Genomic DNA, 16,389 nt, shown 5'->3' with positions numbered 1-16,389 from the left:
CTCGTGTTCATGCACACCGAACCCGGCCCTGTCTTGCGCCTGCGCGACATTCGCAAGAGCTACCACCTGGGCACGCCGGTACAAGCCGACGTGCTGCACGGCATCGACCTGGCGCTGCAAACAGCCGAATTTGTTGCCCTCAAGGGGCCTTCGGGTTCGGGCAAAAGCACGCTGCTCAACATCATCGGCTTGCTCGAGCGGCCCAGCTCGGGTCAGTTGGAAATTGCTGGCCGCTCCACCGACGGGCTGGGCGACGCCGCTCTGACTGCGCTGCGCGGCGGCACGATTGGCTTTGTGTTTCAGTTTCACCACCTGCTACCGGCCTTCACCGCACTGGAAAACGTGCTGCTGCCGTCGCTGATTGCGCGCGGCAGCGCCACGCCGCAGGCGCTGGCCTGGGCCAGCGAATTGCTGGCGCGCGTTGGCCTCAAAGGAGCCGAATACAAGCGCCCGGGTGAACTCTCGGGCGGCATGCAGCAACGGGTGGCGATAGCGCGCGCACTCTCGCTGCGCCCGCCCTTGATTCTGGCCGACGAACCGACCGGCAACCTCGATACCGTCACCGCCAACGAGATTTTTGCCCTGCTGCGTGAGTTCAATCAGGACCACGGCAGCGCCTGTCTGATCGTCACTCACGACGCGCGCCTGGCTGCTGGCTGCGACCGCGTGATCGAACTGGTCGACGGCAGGCTGGTTTCGTTTTGACGCTGCTCTGGTGTGGTAGTGTCGCACCAGAGCCCGTGGCTGCTCCGGCCAAAATGGTACGCTTTTTCAATCCACTTCTGCGCTCCTGTGCATGACACCGAACGGAATCCAACGCCGCCACCTGCTTTGCGCCACAGCCGGCCTGACGGCGGCCACCTTGCTGCCCACGGTTTCGAGCGCGCGTGATCGCTTTCCCTCGCGCCCGATCACCCTGATTGCGCCCTGGCCTGCCGGTGGCAGCAGCGACACGGTGTTGCGCGCTTTCGCCCAAAGCGCCGGCCGCTCCTTAGGCGTGCCGATGCTGGTGGAGAACCGACCCGGTGCCGGCGGCACGCTGGGCGCAGCCGCCATGCTCAACGCCCGCCCTGACGGCTACACCTTGACGCAACTGCCGCTGAGCGTGTTTCGCTTGCCGCACATGCAAGCCACGCGCTTCGATCCGGTGCGGGATATCAGCCACATCATTGGCCTGGTGGGCTATACCTTTGGCATCGTGGCCACGCCCACCGCAGCGTTTTCCAGCTTGCAAGAACTGGTGCGCTACGCGCGCGCGCGCCCAGGCACACTGGAGTACGGTCACAGCGGCCACGGCACCACGCCGCACCTGGCAGTGGAGGAGTTCAGCCGCCTGGCCGCCATCGAGCTGAACCCGATTCCTTTCGGTGGCACGGCCGACGCCTTACAGGCCATTTTGGGCGGCCATATCCGCGTCATGAGCGGAACGACCGAATTTGCCCCGCATGTGCGCAGCGGTCGGCTGCGCCTGCTGGCCACGCTGGGGCAACAGCGCAGCCCGGCGTTTGCCGACGTGCCGACCGTCAAGGAAAGCGGCTGGAACACCATCAGCGAGTCGCCGTTTGGCATTGGCGGCCCGCGCGGCCTCGACCCTCTGGTGCAGCAAGGTCTGCACGACGCTTTCAAGCAGGCCTTGCACGACCCCCAGGTGCAGTCGGTGCTGGAGCGCTTTTTCATGCCCACCATCTACATGAACAGCGCCGACTACGCGGCCTACGCCGAGCGCACCTTCAGGGCCGAGCGTGCCACCATCGAGCGGTTGGGTCTGGCCCGCAGGGGCTAACCCGGTTCGGCTGACGCGACTACCCGGTTGCTTGCAAGGCCTTGTTGAGTTGGGCGAGCGGCTGCCGCTCGAAGCGGCATCGAATCGGCCCGGTTCGAGCACGCACAGCACCAGGCTCGCAGGCACGGCGCCGCTTCACCTCCAAAACCGGCTCGCGGCCGGTTTATCGTGGCTGGGGAGCTGCGCCGTTCACTTTTTCTGCCGGTACTTGCGCAGGGCCGCAATCTGGGCCGCCATGATGGCGAGCTCGGACGTCGCCTTGGCCAGGTCGATGTCGCTCTTGGCGTTCTTGAGCGCTTCTTCTGCTTGCTTGCGCGCATCGCCGGCCTTGGCTTCGTCGAGGTCTTTGCCGCGAATGGCGGTATCCGACAGCACGACGACGTGGCGCGGCTGCACTTCCAGGATGCCACCGGCGACGAAGACGAATTCCTCTGTGCCGTCGGCCTTTTCAATCCGCACCGCGCCGGGCCTGATGCGGGTGATGAGCGGCGTGTGGCCGGGCAAAATACCCAACTCGCCGGCCTCACCCGGTAGCGCGACAAATTTGGCCGGCCCGGAAAAAATGGACTCCTCGGCGCTGACCACGTCGACTCGAATGGTATTCATGGAATTCCTTGAATGAGACTGGGCGCTTGCACGTCGAACCCAGCGTTTGCGGCGAGCGGGTCAGACGGGTGCGCGCAGCGAATTTCTTCAGGCCGTCTTCTTGGCTTTTTCGAACGCTTCGTCTATCGTTCCTACCATGTAGAACGCTTGCTCGGGCAGATGGTCGCATTCGCCCGCAGCAATCATCTTGAAGCCGCGAATTGTCTCGCTCAAAGGCACATACTTGCCGGGCGAGCCGGTGAACACCTCGGCCACATGGAACGGCTGCGACAGGAAGCGCTGAATCTTGCGCGCCCGCGACACCGCCAGTTTGTCTTCCGGTGCCAGCTCATCCATGCCCAAAATGGCAATGATGTCGCGCAGTTCTTTGTAGCGTTGCAGTGTGCCCTGAACGGCGCGCGCCACTTCGTAGTGCTCTTTCCCTACCACCAGCGGGTCGAGCTGACGGCTGGTCGAATCCAGCGGGTCAACAGCCGGGTAAATACCCAGAGCGGCGATGTCGCGCGAGAGCACCACGGTGGAGTCCAAGTGGGCGAAGGTGGTGGCGGGTGAGGGGTCGGTCAAGTCATCGGCCGGGACGTAGACGGCCTGGATCGATGTGATCGAGCCGACCTTGGTCGATGTGATGCGCTCTTGCAGACGGCCCATTTCTTCGGCCAAGGTCGGCTGGTAGCCCACGGCCGAAGGCATGCGCCCCAGCAGCGCCGATACTTCGGTACCGGCCAGCGTGTAGCGGTAGATGTTGTCGACGAAGAACAGCACGTCGCGGCCTTCGTCGCGGAAGGCTTCGGCCATGGTCAGACCGGTCAGCGCCACGCGCAAACGGTTGCCAGGCGGTTCGTTCATCTGACCGTAGACCATCGCGACCTTGGAGTCTTCCAGTTTCTCGAGATTGACGACACCGGAGTCGGCCATCTCGTGATAGAAGTCGTTACCCTCGCGGGTGCGCTCTCCCACGCCAGCAAACACCGACAGACCGCTGTGCGCTTTGGCGATGTTGTTGATCAGCTCCATCATGTTGACGGTCTTGCCCACGCCGGCGCCGCCGAACAGGCCGACTTTACCGCCCTTGGCAAACGGGCACACCAGGTCGATCACCTTGATGCCGGTTTCCAGCAGCTCTTGCGACGGCGACAGTTCGTCGTAAGCCGGCGCCTTGCGGTGGATGGATGCGGTCAGCGTCTGATCGATCGGGCCGCGCTCGTCGATCGGCGCTCCCAGCACGTCCATGATGCGGCCCAGCGTGACTTTGCCGACGGGCACCATGATGGGTTCAGCGGTGTTGAACACCAGCATGCCGCGGCGCAGCCCATCGCTCGAACCCAGGGCGATGGTGCGCACCACGCCGTCACCGAGCTGCTGCTGAACTTCCAATGTCAGTGTCGAGCCCTGCATTTTCAAGGCGTCGTAGATGCGCGGCATCTGGTTGCGAGGAAATTCGACGTCGACGACGGCGCCAATGCACTGGACGATCTTGCCCTGAACAGCGCTTTTCGTTGCTGCGTTTTCTTGAGACATGATGGATACCTTTTCGATTGCTCTAAATTCTGTTTCAGGTCAGACTGCTGCGGCACCAGCGACAATTTCAGACAGCTCTTTGGTGATTGCTGCCTGCCGGGTCTTGTTGTAGACCAGCTTGAGTTCGCCAATCACGCTGCCGGCGTTGTCGGTCGCAGCCTTCATGGCCACCATGCGCGCCGATTGCTCGGAAGCCATGTTCTCTGCCACCGCCTGGTAGACCTGGGCCTCGATGTAGCGCAACAGCAATTCGTCTATCACCGATGGCGCGTCGGGCTCGTAAATGTAGTCCCAGTCACGCCCACCGGCGCCGTCGTGCAAGGTGTCGGCGTTGAGCGGCAGCAATTGCACAAGCACCGCCTCTTGCTTCATCGTGTTGATGAATCGGGTGTAGCACAGGTAGACCGAGTTGACGCGGCCTTCAGTGTAGGCATCAAGCAGCACCTTGACCGGGCCAATCAGACGATCGAGGTGCGGCGTGTCTCCCAAAGCCGTGACGCTGGAGACCACCTGGGCGCCGATGCGGTTGAGAAAACCCAGACCTTTGTTGCCAATCGCCACGGTTTGCGCCTTCATGCCCTGCGCCTGCACGTCCCTGAGCTTTTGCGTCACGACACGCAACACATTGGTGTTGAGGCCACCGCACAGGCCTTTGTCGGTCGTGACGACGACAAAGCCGGCGGACTTGGCGTCGTTGTGCTGCATGAACGGGTGCGTGTACTCCGGGTTTGCGCGGCTGAGGTTGCCGGTGATCTGACGCACGCGCTCGGCGTAGGGCCGGGCTGCGCGCATGCGCTCCTGCGCCTTGCGCATTTTTGAAGCAGCAACCATTTCCATGGCTTTGGTGATCTTCCTGGTGTTTTCCACCGACTTGATCTTGCCGCGAATTTCCTTGCCTGCTGCCATTGTGTTTCCTTCAAGAAGTCAATGGACCGCTGTCAATAGACGCCGGTTTTCTTGAAGTCGGCAATCGCGGCTTCCAACTGCGCCTGCGCGTCTTTGTCCATGGCGCGGTCGGCCTCGAGTTTGCTCAGCAATGCAGCGTGTTTGTGCTTGAGATGCCCGTGCAGCCCGGCTTCGAACGGCAGCACCTTCTTGACTTCGACATCGTCCAGGTAGCCCTTGTTGACGGCAAACAAGGAAGCCGCCATCAGTGCAATCGACAGCGGGCTGTACTGCGCCTGCTTGAGCAGTTCGGTCACGCGCGCGCCGCGGTCGAGCTGCTTGCGGGTGGCCTCGTCCAGGTCGGAGGCGAACTGCGCGAATGCAGCCAGCTCACGGTACTGGGCCAAGTCGGTGCGGATACCGCCGGACAGGCCTTTGATCAGCTTGGTCTGGGCCGCACCGCCGACGCGCGAGACCGAAATACCGGCGTTGATGGCAGGCCGGATGCCCGCGTTGAACAGACTGGTCTCCAGGAAAATCTGGCCGTCGGTGATCGAGATCACATTGGTTGGCACGAAAGCCGACACGTCTCCCGCCTGCGTTTCGATGATGGGCAGGGCGGTCAGCGAGCCGGTCTTGCCTTTGACTTCGCCCTTGGTGAAGGCTTCGACGTAGTCGGCGTTGACGCGCGCGGCGCGCTCAAGCAGACGACTGTGCAAATAGAACACGTCACCGGGATAGGCTTCGCGGCCGGGCGGGCGGCGCAGCAAGAGAGAGACCTGACGGTAGGCCACGGCCTGCTTGGACAGGTCGTCGTACACAATCAGCGCGTCCTGACCGCGGTCGCGGAAGTACTCGCCCATGGTGCAGCCCGAGTAGGCCGACAGGTACTGCATGGCGGCCGATTCAGAGGCCGATGCCGCCACCACAATGGTGTACTCCATCGCACCGGCTTGCTCGAGCGCGCGCACCACGTTTTTGATCGACGACGCCTTTTGACCAATGGCGACATACACGCAGGTCATGTTCTGACCCTTTTGGTTGATGATGGCGTCGATCGCCACCGCCGTCTTGCCGGTCTGGCGGTCGCCAATGATCAGTTCGCGCTGGCCGCGGCCCACCGGCACCATCGAGTCGATCGACTTCAGGCCGGTCTGCACCGGCTGGTCGACCGATTTGCGCGCAATCACGCCGGGCGCCACTTTTTCGATCACGTCGGTCAGCTTGGCGTCAACCGGGCCTTTGCCGTCGATAGGGGCACCCAGCGCGTTGACAACGCGGCCGATGAGCTCGGGACCGACCGGCACCTCCAGAATGCGACCGGTGCATTTGACGGTTTCACCTTCGCAGATGTGTTCGTACTCACCCAAAATCACGGCACCCACCGAGTCGCGCTCGAGGTTGAGCGCCAGACCGAAAGACGGTACACCGTCCTTGTTGGCTGGGAATTCGAGCATTTCGCCCTGCATCACATCGGACAGGCCGTGCACGCGGACAATGCCGTCGGTCACCGACACCACGGTGCCCTGGTTGCGCACATCGCTCGATGCGCTCAGCCCCTCGATGCGGGACTTGATCAGTTCGGAGAGTTCGGCGGGATTGAGTTGCATGACTCTTTCCTTCTTTCGTTAATGGTGATGCGAAGGCGCCCGAAGGAGCAGCCCTCAGGCCGTCAAGGCGGTTTTCATTTGTTGCAGGCGGGCTTTGATCGACGTGTCCAACACCTCGTCGCCGACCACCACGCGGATGCCACCGATCAAGTCTGGCTGCAACTCGACCTGGAGTTTCAGCTTGCGGCCAAAGCGCTTTTCCAGCACCCCCGACAAGTCTTGCAGCGCTGCAGGGTCGATCTCAAACGCGCTGTGAACCACTGCGTCAAAAACGCCCTGCTGCGCGTTTTTCAGCTCATGAAACTGGGCCGCGATCTCGGGCAGCGCAGCAAGGCGGCCATTGTCGATCACGGTGCGCAAAAAGTTCTGCGCCAGCAGCGGCAGCTCGCTCGGCAGCACGGCGACGATCAGGTCAAACACCTGGGCCGACGACGCCTTGGGGCTGTCAGCGAACTCGCGCAACGCCGCGTGGGCGGCAACGACAACCAACTCGTCGAGCCAGCCGCAAGCAGCGTCCGGAGCGGCGGCGCTGGCCTGGAACAGAGCCTGCGCATACGGGCGGGCGATAGTGGCAACTTCAGCCATGGTTTACCTTTGGATGCCTGGGGACGCTGGCTTGGGGATCACAGCTCAGCCTTGAGGCGGCCCAGCAACTCGGCGTGTACCCCGGCGTTGACTTCGCGCCTGAGGATTTGCTCGGCCCCCTTGATCGCCAGCGCAGCCACCTCCTCGCGCAGAGCCTGACGCGCCTTGACGACTTGCTGCTCGGCTTCCAGGCGCCCGGCAGCGATGATCTTGGCCGCCTCTTCGCTGGCACGCAGCTTGGCTTCCTCGATCACCGTCAGGGCACGCCGTTCGGCCTCTGCCAGCCGCGTGGTCGACTCGTTGCGCGACTGATTCAATTCGGCTTCGACGCGTTTGTTGGCAACTGCCAACTCGGACTTGGCCTGCTCGGAGGCAGCCAAGCCCTCGGCAATCTTCAGCGCACGCTCATCAAGCACTTTGGCAATTGGTGGCCACACGAACTTCATCGTGAACCAGACCAGAATCGCAAAAACGATGGCCTGCGCAAAGAGGGTTGCATTGATATTCATCGCAACGCCTTTCTGTGAGTGGTGAAAATGTTAACGCATGCGCGCAATACGGCTGCAGGCAACGGCGCAGCCAACTGCAGGCAACGGCGCAGCCGGCAGCAGCCGACGTCACCTCAGGTCGGCAGCCCTGCCAGTGGCAGCACGAACGGGTTGGTAAAGGCGAACAGCAGCGCCACGGCGACGGCAATCAGGAAGGCGGCGTCGATCAGGCCGGCCAGAACGAACATCTTGGTCTGCAAATCGTTCATTATCTCTGGTTGCCGGGCCGCCGCTTCAAGGTATTTGCCACCCATCAGCGCAATGCCGATCGAAGCGCCGACGGCGCCAAAGGCGACGATCAAACCACAAGCCAGCGCGACCATAGCCGAAACGTTTTCCATGATGATTCCTTAAAAACAAGAAGTTGACGAAAGACAAAAAACCAACCGATGCACACGCCAGACGGCGTGAGATCAGTGCGCATCATGCGCCTGCCCGAGGTAAATCAGGGCCAGCATCATGAAGATGAACGCTTGCAAGGTGATGACGAAGATATGGAAAATAGCCCACGCCGTGCCAGCGATCAAATGCCCGAGGAATAAGAAGCCACCGCCCAGCGACAGCGCGGCAAAACCACCCAGCAGGGCGATCAGCATGAACACCAGCTCGCCGGCAAACATATTGCCAAACAGCCGCATGCCGTGCGAAACGGTTTTGGCGATGTACTCGATCACCTGCATGCTGAAGTTGAAGATGCCCAATGGGATGGCAATGAAAATATTTTTGCTGGTGCCAAAAGGCGCGCTGACCAGCTCATGCCCCCAGCCGCCCCAGCCCTTGATCTTGATGTTGTAGTAAAGGCACATCAACAGCACGGCGAACGCCAGTCCGAGGGTGGTCGCCAGGCTGGCCGTGGGCACCACGCGCAGGTAGTGCGGCAAGCCGAGCGCCGGCCCGACGGTACCCCAGATATGGGGAAACAGGTCGACCGGAATCAAATCCATGGCGTTCATCATGAAGACCCACAGCGCCACCACCAGCGCCATCGGGGCGATCACTTTGCGGCTGGCGGCGTTGCGAATGTTGGCCTTGGCCTGCTGGTCTACGTATTCGACCAGCAACTCAAAAGCGGCCTGAAAACGCCCCGGCACGCCGGCGCTGGCGTGGCGCACGATGCGCCACATGACAAAGCAAATCAAAGCCCCCAGCAAGGAACTGACCACCACCGAGTCGATGTTGATGACGGTGAAATCAACGATGAAATCCTGCTCTTTGTTGGTCAGATGGACCAAATGCTTGCGAATGTATTCGCTGGGGGTCGGGCCAATATCTTCTAAAGCCATTTTGTTAACCGATCTATCGGAACTTCAACCGTTTTGAATTGAGCGCCGGCGCTGGATCATGAAGCCAAACCAGTTCACCTTCAACACCACCACCAGGCCCGCCAGCAAGGCGAGCCAACTCAGATCAGAGACCACCTGAGGCGCCACCCACAACATGAGCACCGCCAACGCAATCTTGACTCCCTCCCAAAACAAGAACGCCGCCATCGCGATGCGTTCAAACCCGGGAGAGAGCCGGGCCGTGACGCTCATCGTGACCCCAAAGGCCATCACCGCACTCGGCAGCACTACCGCAGCAGCACCATAAAGAACCGACCAAGCCAGAGCAGCCGACTGCGTCAGCCCCCAACCCAGCGCAGCCGCCACCAAACCTACCAGCAACTGCACGCCAAGCAAGCGCCAGACCGAGAAAACAGGTTGACCAGCGCGCCATTGCTGCGCTTGCTCGCGCGACAAGGGCTTGAAATCGGGCTCCTGCACCCCAACTTCATGCTCATCGCTGAAATCTCTGACTTGTTTCACCAAGCCTTGTGACGTTTGCATTGTAGTCGTGACAAATGTCGATCTTGTTGCGGGTGTGTGAGCTGCTGCAAAGCCGCGAATTATACGTAGAAACCCCAGCCTGGCTAGAAGTGTCGGCTGCGCGACCCGCTTCAGATCGTGTTTTTTCTTGCCCTGGAACCGGCGGTCTGCGCAGGTCGCTCCTGAGGCGGCCCGCGCCGAGTAGGCCCGATTACTCCCTCGTGCAAACCGATCCGGTGCGCTTGCCCGGATAATTCGTTCATGAACGTGCCCTCACAGACCACACCCGAGCCGTCGCTGATTGTCTATCCTTGCCGTTTTCCGATCAAGGTAATGGGTGCGAATGCAGATGGTTTTGTGACCGCCATGGCCCAGGTGGCACTCGCCTGTGATCCTGGCTTTGATCTGAGCACGCTGGAGCAGCGCCCGAGCAAGACGGGGCGTTATCTTGGCCTGACCTTGTGGGTTTGGGTACTGAACCGCGCGCAACTCGATGACTTGTATCGCAGCCTGAGCTCGCATCCTATGGTCAAGATCGTGCTATGAAGATGGCGTTGCATTACCTGGGCCGGGTGGAGTATGCAAGCACCTTGGCAGCCATGCAGTCCTTCAGTGCAGCGCGCACTGCACAGACGCCCGACCAGTTGTGGCTGTGCGAGCACCCGCCGGTGTTCACCCAAGGTCTGGCGGGACGCTCTGATCATTTGCTGGCACCGGGTGCCATTGCGGTGGTGCAAACCGACCGCGGCGGTCAGGTCACTTACCACGGCCCCGGTCAACTGATCGCCTACCCGCTGATCGACCTCAGGCGCGCCGGCTACTTTGTGAAGGAGTATGTGTACCGGCTGGAAGAAGCGCTGCTGCGCACCCTCAACCATTACGGGGTCAGCGGCCACCGCGTGGCTGGCGCACCAGGCGTTTACCTGCGGCTGCGTGACCCCTTCGGCCACGCCTTGCTGGCGCAGCGACCGCAGCAACGTGCGCCCGGCAGCGCAGCCGCCAGCCCCGACTTCAACGGCCTGGGCAAAATTGCCGCGCTGGGCATCAAGATCAGTCGCCACTGCGCCTACCACGGCGTGGCGCTCAATGTGGCGATGGACCTGAGTCCTTACGATCGCATCAACCCCTGTGGCTATATGGGCTTGCAGGCGATAGACCTTTCTACAATCGGTCTGCAAGTCACCTGCGATGAGGTGGCGCAGGTGCTGGGTCTAAATCTTTGCGCCATTCTGAGCCCCTGATGCGGCACAAATTCTGATGAGCACTTCCGACACCGCCCCTGAGGCACCCGCCTACGACGCCCGCGTCAAACAAAAAAGCCAGGCCAAGACGGCGCGCATCCCGATCAAAATTGTGCCCGCGCCGGCGCTGAAAAAACCTGACTGGATTCGCGTCAAAGCCAGCTCACCCAGTAGCCGTTTTCACGAAATCAAGCGCATTTTGCGCGCCAACCAGTTGGTCACCGTGTGCGAAGAGGCGAGCTGTCCCAACATCGGCGAATGTTTCGGCAAGGGCACCGCCACCTTCATGATCATGGGCGATAAGTGCACGCGCCGCTGTCCGTTCTGCGACGTGGGCCACGGTCGCCCGGATCCGCTGGACGTGAACGAGCCCGAGAACCTGGCGCGCACGATTGCCCAGCTCAAACTCAAGTACGTGGTCATCACCAGCGTGGACCGCGACGACCTGCGCGACGGCGGTGCAGGCCACTTCGTCGAATGCATTCGCAAGACGCGCGAGCTGTCTGCGGGCACGCTGATCGAAGTGCTGGTACCCGACTTCCGCGGTCGCGACGAGCGTGCGCTAGAGATTCTGAAGGCCGCACCGCCCGACGTGATGAACCACAACCTGGAAACCGTGCCGCGCCTGTACAAACAGGCTCGCCCAGGCTCGGACTACGCCTTTAGCCTGAACCTGCTGAAAAAATTCAAGGCCCTATTCCCGCATGTTCCCACCAAGAGCGGCCTGATGCTGGGGTTGGGCGAAACCGACGAAGAAATTTTGGACGTGATGCGCGACCTGCGCGCGCACGGCATCGAGATGCTGACCATCGGCCAGTACCTGGCCCCGAGCAGCCACCATCTGCCCGTGCAACGCTACGTGCACCCGGATACTTTTCGTCTGTTTGAGCAAAAGGCGTATGAGATGGGATTCAGCCACGCCGCCGTGGGCGCTTTGGTGCGCAGCTCCTACCACGCCGACGTGCAGGCGCAAGCGGCGCTGGCGCACGCCCTCCCTGCCCAGCCTTGAGCGGCGCAGCGGGCAGTCGGCGTCGGCTGCTTGGCCTGCGGGTGTGAAACGCCGCGCTACGCGGCCCAGCGCCGGGCTGCTTTATGGCAAGCTGCGCCGCTGCTGCTTGCCTCATACAGGGCTGCACGTCCTGTGTCTGCGCCGCGCAAGGCGTTCTGGCTCAGGATGTTCGGAATTCACCCGATACTGCACTTGACAGCGGTACATTTCGGCGTTTCAGACACACCCTTATCCTGTGTGCAAAGTCGGCGCTTGTTCTTGTCATCCGTGCTTTCGATCTGATATTTCGTACCATCTACCCGTTGCCTGCGCTGCCAGACTGGGCTGGCGCCGCACCACACATGAACGCTCCCGATCCGAACCCGCCAGCCAACCCGCTCGATACCGCCCGCTGGCGGGATTGGACCTTGCTGCTCGCCAGCCGACGCGGCCCTGCTGCTGCCACCGATCTTGCTGCACCTGCCGCTGCGTCTTTGACGGTGCAGCCTGCGCTTGTGCGCGATCTTGAAATGTCTGCCGCACCCGGTCTGAACGAACGCCGACTCAATCTGGTCGAGCACACCGCCGCTGTGGGCTGCTGGACTATCGATCCGTCCAACGGGCAGCTTGAGCACTCGGTCGGTTGCGCCGTGGTGCTGGGTCTGACCTCGGCCAGCCCTCTGGGCACGCTAGACGAGCTGCTGCACTGCTTTGCGCCCATGGCGCGCGTCCAGTTGCGCCAGCAGCTCGAGCGCTGCACCCGCCATGGGACGATGATCGAGACGCAAGCGCAACTTCTGACGCCGGGGTCGAACCCCAAATGGGTGCGAACGCTGGGCCACGCGGTGTACGACGGCGCCGGCCAGTTGCTGCACATCGAAGGCACGGTACAGGATATTTCTGCACAAAAGCAGGCACAGGATGAAGCCGTTCGGCTGGCCAATCGACTGGCCGCCACACTGGCCAGCATCAGCGAGGCTTTTGTGACGCTCGATCGCCAGTGCTGTTTTGCTTACGCGAACCAGGAGAGCGAACGCCTGCTGCAGCAAACCAGCGCCGACATGCTGGGGCGTCCCTTGTGGCATGGCATGGGGCCCGTCCTGGAGCAGCGGCTGCGCCTGCAACTGGGACGCGCCCTCAGAAGCAAGCACCGGGTCGAGCTGGAGGATTTTTTCCCCTCGCTGGGCAAGTGGCTGGAGCTGCACGCCTACCCGTTTGCCGAAGGGTTGACGGTGTATTTGCGCGACGTCACCGAACGACGCCGCTCGCAAGAACAACTCTTGCTGCTGCAAACCAGCGTGTCCCGGCTCAACGACATTGTCGTCATTGCCGAACTGTGTGCCGACAACGGTCCAGAGCCGCTGATCGTTTTCGTCAATGACGCTTTCGAGCGTCACACCGGCTACAGCCGCGCCGAAGTGCTGGGACAATCCCCGCGCATACTGCTCGAACTCGATGACCGCCTGCAGGACCTGTTGTCGCATTTGCAACAGGTCGATCAGGCTCGCACCGAGCTGCGGCTGCAGCGCAAAAAAGGGGGCTCCTTCTGGATCGAGCTGGAAGTCATGTCAGTGCAAGCCAGCGCTGAGCAGGCGCGCCACTGGGTGGCGGTCGCACGCGATATCACGCAGCGCAAAAACGCCGAAGACATGATCCGCCACATGGTGCTATATGACGCTCTGACCGATCTGCCGAATCGCCAGTTGCTGCTCGACCGGCTGCAAAAAGCCCTCACACACTGCGCCCGCTCGGGTCAGCACGGTGCGCTGATGTTCATAGACCTGGATCATTTCAAGGTCATCAACGACACGCTGGGTCACCACATCGGCGACCATTTGCTGCAACATGTGGCCAAGCGCCTGACGCAAAGCGTGCGCAAGACCGACACCGTCGCGCGCCTGGGTGGTGACGAATTCGTCGTCATGGCCGATGATCTGGGGCTCGACCGCAAAACGGCGCTTCAAAAGGCGGGCGCACTGACCGAAAAAGTGCTCAATATGCTGCGCGACCCATTTCAGCTCGCGGGCCACCAGCACTTTGCCACGCCAAGCATTGGCGTGACGGTTTTCGACGGCCTGCAGCGCGAGGTCGGTGAACTGCTCAAACAAGCCGACCTGGCAATGTATCAAGCCAAGTCGCAGGGGCGCAACGCCGTCTGTTTTTTCGACCCCACCATGCAAGCCACGATGAGCGCCAGCGCTGCCATCGGCGCCGATCTGCGCATGGGGCTGCGCCAACAGCAATTCGAGGTGCACTACCAGCCGCAGGTGGATCGCCTGGGCGAGGTCGTGGGCGTAGAAGCGCTGCTGCGCTGGCAACACCCCCAGCGCGGCCTGGTGCGACCCAACGACTTCATCCCCGTGGCAGAAGACACCGGTCTGATTTTGCCGCTCGGTCAATGGGTGGTGCAAACCGCTTGCGAGCAACTCGCCGCCTGGGCCCACAATTCATCGACTGCTCACTTGAGCATTTCTGTCAACGTCAGCGTGCATCAGTTCCGTCACCCTGACTTTGTCGATCTGGTGTTGCAAGCAATCGAGCAAACCGGCATCCGAGCGCCGCAACTCAAGCTCGAGCTGACCGAGAGCCTGCTGGCCGACCGCATGGAGATCACGATTCAGAAAATGGGTCGGCTCAGGGCGCTCGGGGTCACACTGGCCATTGACGATTTTGGCGTCGGTTATTCCTCGCTGTCGTGTCTCAAACGCTTGCCGCTGAGTCAGCTCAAGATCGACAAAGGCTTTGTGGCCGACGTCCTGAGCGACCCACACGACGCAGCGATCGCACGCGTCATCATTGAGCTGGCCCAGAGCCTGCACCTGCAAGTGGTGGCCGAAGGGGTGGAAACCCGGGAACAACGTGATTTTCTGGCCTCCCAGGGTTGTGAATACTTTCAGGGCCACTTGTTTGCCCCTGCGCTGCCCATCAAGCAGCTCGAAGCCTTCCTGTACAGCGCCCCAAGCCGCCGCCTGCTTCAGGCGTAACCCTCACGCGCGCCTCAGTTCAAGCCAAATCAGGTCGTTGGACGCGCCCAACTGAGCGGTCTTCTGCCAGATTTGGGTTCAACGGCGTGGCGCCGAGCATAAGCATCTGCACCGGCGGCAGTTTGTGAATGCGCTGCAGCAGCTCGCGAATGCTGGTGCTGGCGGTTTTTTCACGCAAGGTCTTGACTTGGCTGCGCACCGTAGACGGCGCCACCCCATGGCGGCGGGCAATCTGGGTCACATTCAAACCCCGGCACAAGCCCATCAGCACCGCCTCCTCGCAGCGGGTCAGGCCGCTGGAGCGGGCAAACATGGGCAGCGCCAAGTTCTCCCAAATGTTCTGGCGCGACATAATCACCAACACCCGGGATGCATCCATAGCCAGCGGCTCTTTCAGAGGAACGAACGCGGTAGGCAATTCGCGCTGTCTGGCGTACAACAGCAGCAGTTCACGCTGGCCGCGGCAGGCGCGCTGAATCGATCGATTGATCTGTGCCGTCAGGTCGCTGCTGCAACCGACCAGGAAACCGCCCCGTGCAAGTACGATGTCCGCCGTCTGCATCTCTTGCTGCGCCAAGCGGTTGTGCTGCAGGATTTTGCCCTGCTCGTCGAGCATCAGTATGCCGTAATCAACAGCATCGAGCACGCCCAGCGCAGCCACAGCGGCCACACCTTCACTCACATCTGACACTGGCAGCATAAAGCAACTCCATAAACGCTTCACATTGTCTCAAATGTAATTCGCCAATATGAAATGTGTCAAGATATTTATGTGTGCGGCTTGATTTTATCGAACGTCCGGTCAGCAAACGCCAGACCGACCGCCGACAGCCGTTCAGTCCGCCGCAAACCGCACGCGCAGGTAGGCCACGATGGCGCTCGAGTCGGTCAGCCACTGGCTCTGCCCGGCGGCGTCGATGATCTTCAGGCAAGGCACCTTGGTGGCGCCGCTGCCTTGCAGCAGTTCGGCGCGCTGTGCTGCGTTGTGCTGCGCGTCGCGCAGCTCTATGGGCAGCGAGAGGCGGCGCATTTCCTGCCGCACTTTGATGCAGAACGGACAGGTGCTGAACTGGTAGAGCGCCAAGTTCTGGCACTGCAGGTTGACGGTGGTTTGCGCGACAGGCTCGCGCAGCACGCCCTTGGGCTGGGTGAGGCGTTCTTTGATCAACATGAACGGACCGAGCACGATCCGAAGAGTTTTGAAGCCGACGCGGATGAGTTTTTTCATGAGTCGTTTGTTGGAAGCGGGCAATTATTAATCCAGCCATGTGAAGCCTTGAGCCGCATAGCGAACAGGGCGGCCCCGCAAGCAGCTCATGATCCGCAATACCGTGCCGACTGGCGTGACTGAACCGCACCGGGATTCGATGAGGCCTGTTGGCTTGAGTCAGACCGAACTGCTCTGCTGGTCACCTTGTCTGTTTGTTTCTTTGGATTTTCTATCATTCAGCCCCAGCAGGGGCCGCTGGAGCCCCCACGGTTGGGCCATGTATTCATGGTTCAAGCCCTCTCTGTTTCGCTGACTCTTTGGCAGATGTTGTTGTGGATGAGGCTTGTGCCTGCGTGCGCCAATAGTTCGCCTCTGCCTCGGTCAGCGCAATGCAGCCGATGGAGGGGTATTCGCCCTGCAGCCACGCTTGCACTGCCACTGGGCTTAGCCCGGATATTTCACCGTACCCCCCGTAAAAGAGGACGACATTGCCCTTGTGTGCCCAAAATCGAGGTATCGAATCTTGATCAAACGAGCGGGCAATGCCGAAGCCAAACTGTACCGAAAAAATTGACGTTGGAACGCTGGACTTTGGCCGATTGGGCAGGCGTGTGGTGGAGGGCAGA

18 protein-coding genes are annotated in these 16,389 nt (G+C 61.4%); 6 read left to right on the top strand and 12 right to left on the bottom strand.

From position 1 onward, the window contains the following. The first annotated feature begins 9 nt into the window (after positions 1-9). Positions 10-705: an ABC transporter ATP-binding protein gene (locus EST26_RS03960; protein ID WP_291065598.1), complete on the top strand. Its 696-nt coding sequence runs from the start codon at positions 10-12 to the stop codon at positions 703-705. Between the two features lie 91 nt (positions 706-796). Then, on the top strand, positions 797-1,783 hold the full coding sequence (locus tag EST26_RS03955) for a tripartite tricarboxylate transporter substrate binding protein (protein ID WP_291065597.1): 987 nt from the start codon (positions 797-799) through the stop codon (positions 1,781-1,783). Between the two features lie 189 nt (positions 1,784-1,972). On the opposite strand, the gene EST26_RS03950 is transcribed toward EST26_RS03955, so the two are convergent. The 9 genes from EST26_RS03950 to EST26_RS03910 all read right to left on the bottom strand — a co-directional run bounded on the left by EST26_RS03950 (position 1,973) and on the right by EST26_RS03910 (position 9,205). Next, positions 1,973-2,389 carry a F0F1 ATP synthase subunit epsilon gene (locus tag EST26_RS03950; protein WP_291065596.1) on the bottom strand — a complete coding sequence of 139 codons (417 nt, stop codon included), beginning with the start codon at positions 2,387-2,389 and terminating at the stop codon, positions 1,973-1,975. 87 nt (positions 2,390-2,476) lie between these two features. Beyond that, positions 2,477-3,907 (bottom strand): F0F1 ATP synthase subunit beta, encoded by a 1,431-nt coding sequence (gene atpD / locus EST26_RS03945; protein ID WP_291065595.1) that lies wholly within the window; start codon positions 3,905-3,907, stop codon positions 2,477-2,479. A 39-nt stretch (positions 3,908-3,946) separates the two neighbouring features. Next, a complete protein-coding gene (gene atpG, locus EST26_RS03940; RefSeq protein WP_291065594.1) occupies positions 3,947-4,813 on the bottom strand; it encodes a F0F1 ATP synthase subunit gamma in 867 nt (288 codons plus the stop codon). Between the two features lie 32 nt (positions 4,814-4,845). Further along, positions 4,846-6,402 (bottom strand): F0F1 ATP synthase subunit alpha, encoded by a 1,557-nt coding sequence (gene atpA / locus EST26_RS03935; RefSeq protein WP_291065593.1) that lies wholly within the window; start codon positions 6,400-6,402, stop codon positions 4,846-4,848. Positions 6,403-6,456: 54 nt separating this feature from the next. Beyond that, positions 6,457-6,987: a F0F1 ATP synthase subunit delta gene (locus EST26_RS03930; RefSeq protein ID WP_291065592.1), complete on the bottom strand. Its 531-nt coding sequence runs from the start codon at positions 6,985-6,987 to the stop codon at positions 6,457-6,459. A 38-nt stretch (positions 6,988-7,025) separates the two neighbouring features. Further along, positions 7,026-7,496, bottom strand: a complete 471-nt coding sequence (locus tag EST26_RS03925) for a F0F1 ATP synthase subunit B (RefSeq protein ID WP_291065591.1) — start codon at positions 7,494-7,496, stop codon at positions 7,026-7,028. 113 nt (positions 7,497-7,609) lie between these two features. Then, positions 7,610-7,876 (bottom strand): F0F1 ATP synthase subunit C, encoded by a 267-nt coding sequence (gene atpE, locus EST26_RS03920; protein WP_291065590.1) that lies wholly within the window; start codon positions 7,874-7,876, stop codon positions 7,610-7,612. A gap of 72 nt (positions 7,877-7,948) precedes the next feature. Continuing rightward, entirely contained in the window at positions 7,949-8,818 is an 870-nt protein-coding gene (gene atpB / locus EST26_RS03915) for a F0F1 ATP synthase subunit A (RefSeq protein WP_291065589.1), read from the bottom strand. Positions 8,819-8,842: 24 nt separating this feature from the next. Continuing rightward, complete coding sequence (locus EST26_RS03910; RefSeq protein WP_291065751.1) at positions 8,843-9,205, bottom strand: ATP synthase subunit I; 363 nt, start codon at positions 9,203-9,205, stop codon at positions 8,843-8,845. A gap of 396 nt (positions 9,206-9,601) precedes the next feature. Here EST26_RS03910 and EST26_RS03905 point away from each other — a divergent pair, with 396 nt between their 5' ends. From EST26_RS03905 to EST26_RS03890, 4 genes are all read left to right on the top strand, one after another. Beyond that, positions 9,602-9,886, top strand: a complete 285-nt coding sequence (locus EST26_RS03905) for a DUF493 family protein (protein WP_291065588.1) — start codon at positions 9,602-9,604, stop codon at positions 9,884-9,886. 2 nt (positions 9,887-9,888) lie between these two features. Then, positions 9,889-10,581, top strand: coding sequence for a lipoyl(octanoyl) transferase LipB (lipB, locus tag EST26_RS03900; protein ID WP_291065750.1), 693 nt, complete (start codon positions 9,889-9,891; stop codon positions 10,579-10,581). Positions 10,582-10,597: 16 nt separating this feature from the next. Beyond that, the gene (lipA, locus tag EST26_RS03895; RefSeq protein WP_291065587.1) at positions 10,598-11,590 is read left to right on the top strand and encodes a lipoyl synthase; all 993 of its coding nucleotides are present in this window, start codon (positions 10,598-10,600) and stop codon (positions 11,588-11,590) included. 341 nt (positions 11,591-11,931) lie between these two features. After that, a complete protein-coding gene (locus tag EST26_RS03890; RefSeq protein WP_291065586.1) occupies positions 11,932-14,553 on the top strand; it encodes an EAL domain-containing protein in 2,622 nt (873 codons plus the stop codon). Positions 14,554-14,572: 19 nt separating this feature from the next. On the opposite strand, the gene EST26_RS03885 is transcribed toward EST26_RS03890, so the two are convergent. The 3 genes from EST26_RS03885 to EST26_RS03875 all read right to left on the bottom strand — a co-directional run. Next, positions 14,573-15,253, bottom strand: coding sequence for a hypothetical protein (locus EST26_RS03885; protein WP_291065585.1), 681 nt, complete (start codon positions 15,251-15,253; stop codon positions 14,573-14,575). 135 nt (positions 15,254-15,388) lie between these two features. After that, positions 15,389-15,781, bottom strand: coding sequence for a glutathione S-transferase N-terminal domain-containing protein (locus tag EST26_RS03880; protein ID WP_291065584.1), 393 nt, complete (start codon positions 15,779-15,781; stop codon positions 15,389-15,391). A gap of 265 nt (positions 15,782-16,046) precedes the next feature. Beyond that, positions 16,047-16,389 (bottom strand): hypothetical protein (locus EST26_RS03875; protein ID WP_291065583.1); only part of this gene is annotated, 343 nt, incomplete at its 5' end.

The sequence above is a fragment of the Hydrogenophaga sp. genome (assembly GCF_014773545.1).
Lineage (GTDB): Bacteria > Pseudomonadota > Gammaproteobacteria > Burkholderiales > Burkholderiaceae_C > Hydrogenophaga.
This window is presented reverse-complemented; position numbering and strand designations above follow the sequence as displayed.

Excerpts from the sequence above, each read along its gene's own strand:
- atpG (WP_291065594.1), bottom strand. The coding sequence starts at position 4,813 with ATGGCAGCAGGCAAGGAAATTCGCGGCAAGATCAAGTCGGTGGAAAAC.
- lipB (WP_291065750.1), top strand. The coding sequence starts at position 9,889 with ATGGCGTTGCATTACCTGGGCCGGGTGGAGTATGCAAGCACCTTGGCA.
- atpB (WP_291065589.1), bottom strand. The coding sequence starts at position 8,818 with ATGGCTTTAGAAGATATTGGCCCGACCCCCAGCGAATACATTCGCAAG.
- EST26_RS03925 (WP_291065591.1), bottom strand. The coding sequence starts at position 7,496 with ATGAATATCAATGCAACCCTCTTTGCGCAGGCCATCGTTTTTGCGATT.
- EST26_RS03905 (WP_291065588.1), top strand. The coding sequence starts at position 9,602 with ATGAACGTGCCCTCACAGACCACACCCGAGCCGTCGCTGATTGTCTAT.
- EST26_RS03930 (WP_291065592.1), bottom strand. The coding sequence starts at position 6,987 with ATGGCTGAAGTTGCCACTATCGCCCGCCCGTATGCGCAGGCTCTGTTC.
- EST26_RS03955 (WP_291065597.1), top strand. The coding sequence starts at position 797 with ATGACACCGAACGGAATCCAACGCCGCCACCTGCTTTGCGCCACAGCC.
- EST26_RS03950 (WP_291065596.1), bottom strand. The coding sequence starts at position 2,389 with ATGAATACCATTCGAGTCGACGTGGTCAGCGCCGAGGAGTCCATTTTT.
- EST26_RS03890 (WP_291065586.1), top strand. The coding sequence starts at position 11,932 with ATGAACGCTCCCGATCCGAACCCGCCAGCCAACCCGCTCGATACCGCC.
- atpD (WP_291065595.1), bottom strand. The coding sequence starts at position 3,907 with ATGTCTCAAGAAAACGCAGCAACGAAAAGCGCTGTTCAGGGCAAGATC.
- atpE (WP_291065590.1), bottom strand. The coding sequence starts at position 7,876 with ATGGAAAACGTTTCGGCTATGGTCGCGCTGGCTTGTGGTTTGATCGTC.
- lipA (WP_291065587.1), top strand. The coding sequence starts at position 10,598 with ATGAGCACTTCCGACACCGCCCCTGAGGCACCCGCCTACGACGCCCGC.
- EST26_RS03885 (WP_291065585.1), bottom strand. The coding sequence starts at position 15,253 with ATGCTGCCAGTGTCAGATGTGAGTGAAGGTGTGGCCGCTGTGGCTGCG.
- atpA (WP_291065593.1), bottom strand. The coding sequence starts at position 6,402 with ATGCAACTCAATCCCGCCGAACTCTCCGAACTGATCAAGTCCCGCATC.
- EST26_RS03880 (WP_291065584.1), bottom strand. The coding sequence starts at position 15,781 with ATGAAAAAACTCATCCGCGTCGGCTTCAAAACTCTTCGGATCGTGCTC.
- EST26_RS03960 (WP_291065598.1), top strand. The coding sequence starts at position 10 with ATGCACACCGAACCCGGCCCTGTCTTGCGCCTGCGCGACATTCGCAAG.